The sequence below is a fragment of the Stenotrophomonas sp. GbtcB23 genome (genome assembly GCF_019091045.1).
GTDB lineage: Bacteria > Pseudomonadota > Gammaproteobacteria > Xanthomonadales > Xanthomonadaceae > Stenotrophomonas > Stenotrophomonas rhizophila_A.
In genome coordinates this window covers 1-2,251 of record NZ_JAGXKC010000101.1, presented here as the reverse complement: position 1 = coordinate 2,251, position 2,251 = coordinate 1, and the positions used below count along the sequence as shown (strand labels likewise).

Here is a 2,251-nt window from a genome sequence, read left to right as displayed (position 1 = left end):
GGACGAATCCGGTTTGTTCGGTGCCACTGCAGAGATCGATGGGCAGCCAGTGCTGATCCAACCGCGCGGGCTTGGCCGAATCGCAAGCAAAGGCGACGCTATGCAGCTGGGGATTGCTGCTGTCGAAGCGTATATCGAAGCTTTGCCCCGCAAGGGGTAGGGTCAACGGTTTGTAAGGCATAACCTGGCCTGCATGACCAGGCCCCATCATGCGCGCGCTGTGCCCGGCGGCGCAGGACGGCAGCCCTTCGGGATGGCTGATGTGTTGCTGGGTCATGGGTGATCTCCGGTGGTGGTGTCGGGCGCCTGGCGCGAAAGCGCGTGGGCGATGTGCCGCGCATAGGTCGCGACTGCCCGCCAATAGGCGGCCATCGGACCTTTCCGTTTTGCCCATGCCTTCTCGGCCTCCTTGTTGGCCTGGTCGCGGAGTTGACGCATGACGGCCTCAATGCGCTCGCGGTCTTCTTTCGGGAGCGCCTGGAGAGCGCGGCCGGCGGGCAGTGCCAGCAGTGGATTCATATAGCCCATCACGCTGCCTCGGCCAGGGGAACCGATACTGGATCGAGATTGGCCTCTGCCAGGGCGCGCAGCGGCGGCGGGCTGACGCTATTGCCGACCATGCGGACCGCAGCACTCGTACTCAGGGGTGTTCCGTTGGCCGTGCGGTCAATGATGTAGCCCGCCGGGAAGCCCTGCGCGCGGTACAGCTCATGGGGCTTCAGCATCCGCAGACCGATGTCCACGATCACGTACGGGGTTCCCTTGATCACCACGGTGACCAGCGCCAGCCGGTCCTTCGTGGTGACGGTGTCGACCGGGTCGGCCAGGCTGGGCACATTCGCGCCGGTGCCGTAGTACTTCACCAGGAACGCGGCTACACGTAGCGCGCCTTCCTGATGTTCGGGCGACAGCTCCGCCAGTTCGGCCTCAGCGACCGCGTGCCCGCCGTTCCCGCTCGCAGTCACCGTGCCCACAGGCACCTCGACAGACTTGCTGCCGGCGCCCCATCGCTGAGCACCGCCGGGTCGACCCTCCCCATGGGCAGCCTGGACCATGAACGCGGTTGACAGTCCCAGCGCATGCGCGGCGCCAGCCGGACGCGCGGCGCCGGCACCGGAGGTGATGGTCGGCACCGGCTCAGTTGCTGGCGTCCCGATGCTGTCGCCTCGGAACTTCACCAGATGCGGCGCTACCAGCGCGGCGTCCGCCTTCGCGGTCATTGTGTACATCGGTTCGGCACCAGAGCGTGGCTCGGACTGGGCGGCCCGTCCGCCGACGCCTGCAAGTATCGGGCTGACCACCGAGAAGTGGCCGCCCTTCACACCGGCACACATCGTGCGCAACGGCTCGCACGCATCCATGGTGCGCTGGGTGCTGGCGTTGGCATGCTCGGTGATGAAGGGCGCCAGTTCCGGCATGGCTAACATCAGCTCGCCGCGGTTGGCGGCGGTGATGGTGCGCAGCGGCTCGCCCACGGCGTGCACGCGGTCGGTGCCCTGATGGGTCACCGGCACAATGAAAGGGGCCGTCGCCTGGATGACGTGGCGCATGGTGCCCTTGGCGATGCGGCGCATGGTGGCGTCGGCCAGCGGCCGCTTGCGCCCGAATATGGACGGGCAGGGGATGGTGAAGTCCAAGCAGTCTGCGGCGGATACGCGCCTCTTCTGGGTCGGCGCGGTGCCATGGCTGGCCGCCGGCCACACGATGGCTTCGCCGTCGCGGCGGGCGAGAAGGAAAAGGCGTTCCCGGCTGGTGCCGGCGCCGTAATCGCTGGCCACCAGCTTGCGCCACTCCACTACGTACACGGTGGCGCAGGGAACCACAGGGGAGGGCACATACGCCTTCTTCGGCATGCCGGCGCCGCGAGCCGAGAGCGCCCGTATGCACATCATGACCGTAGACGTAACCGGATACTGACCGGAGATACAGGATGGCCCTTTTGAGCGAAAACACTTCCTTCGGGACCCGCGTCGAAGCGATCGCGCCGCGCATCGCCATAGACTGGAACCCCTACACCAACGATGGACCGGTCACGTTCCACTTCGAGCGGCTGACCACCCAGGCGGACGGCACTGTGCTGGAGAGGACGTTCCTCGGGGTCCTGCCGGCCACAATCAGCGACCTGCTTGCCAAGACGTACACCATCACCCACCCGGTGACGGGTGAGGAAAGCCAGGAGCAGGGCTGGAAGTTGATGGCGATGATCAAGGCGGCGACGGATGCCGTCTACGAGGCCGCTACCCAGCCAGCC

2 protein-coding genes and 2 pseudogenes are annotated in these 2,251 nt (G+C 66.6%); 1 reads left to right on the top strand and 3 read right to left on the bottom strand.

What is annotated here, in order from left to right; translation table 11 throughout:
- The 3 genes and pseudogenes from KVS69_RS18120 to KVS69_RS18110 all read right to left on the bottom strand — a co-directional run.
- Positions 1-277: pseudogene (locus KVS69_RS18120) on the bottom strand (hypothetical protein); the annotation flags it as partial.
- A complete protein-coding gene (locus tag KVS69_RS18115; RefSeq protein WP_254622272.1) occupies positions 274-519 on the bottom strand; it encodes a hypothetical protein in 246 nt (81 codons plus the stop codon). The gene KVS69_RS18115 and the pseudogene KVS69_RS18120, both read right to left, overlap by 4 nt.
- 8 nt (positions 520-527) lie before the next feature.
- Positions 528-1,853 (bottom strand): DNA cytosine methyltransferase, encoded by a 1,326-nt coding sequence (locus KVS69_RS18110; protein WP_254622271.1) that lies wholly within the window; start codon positions 1,851-1,853, stop codon positions 528-530.
- A gap of 77 nt (positions 1,854-1,930) precedes the next feature.
- Between KVS69_RS18110 and KVS69_RS18105 the strand changes: the two are divergent.
- Positions 1,931-2,251, top strand: a pseudogene (locus KVS69_RS18105) (hypothetical protein); the annotation flags it as partial.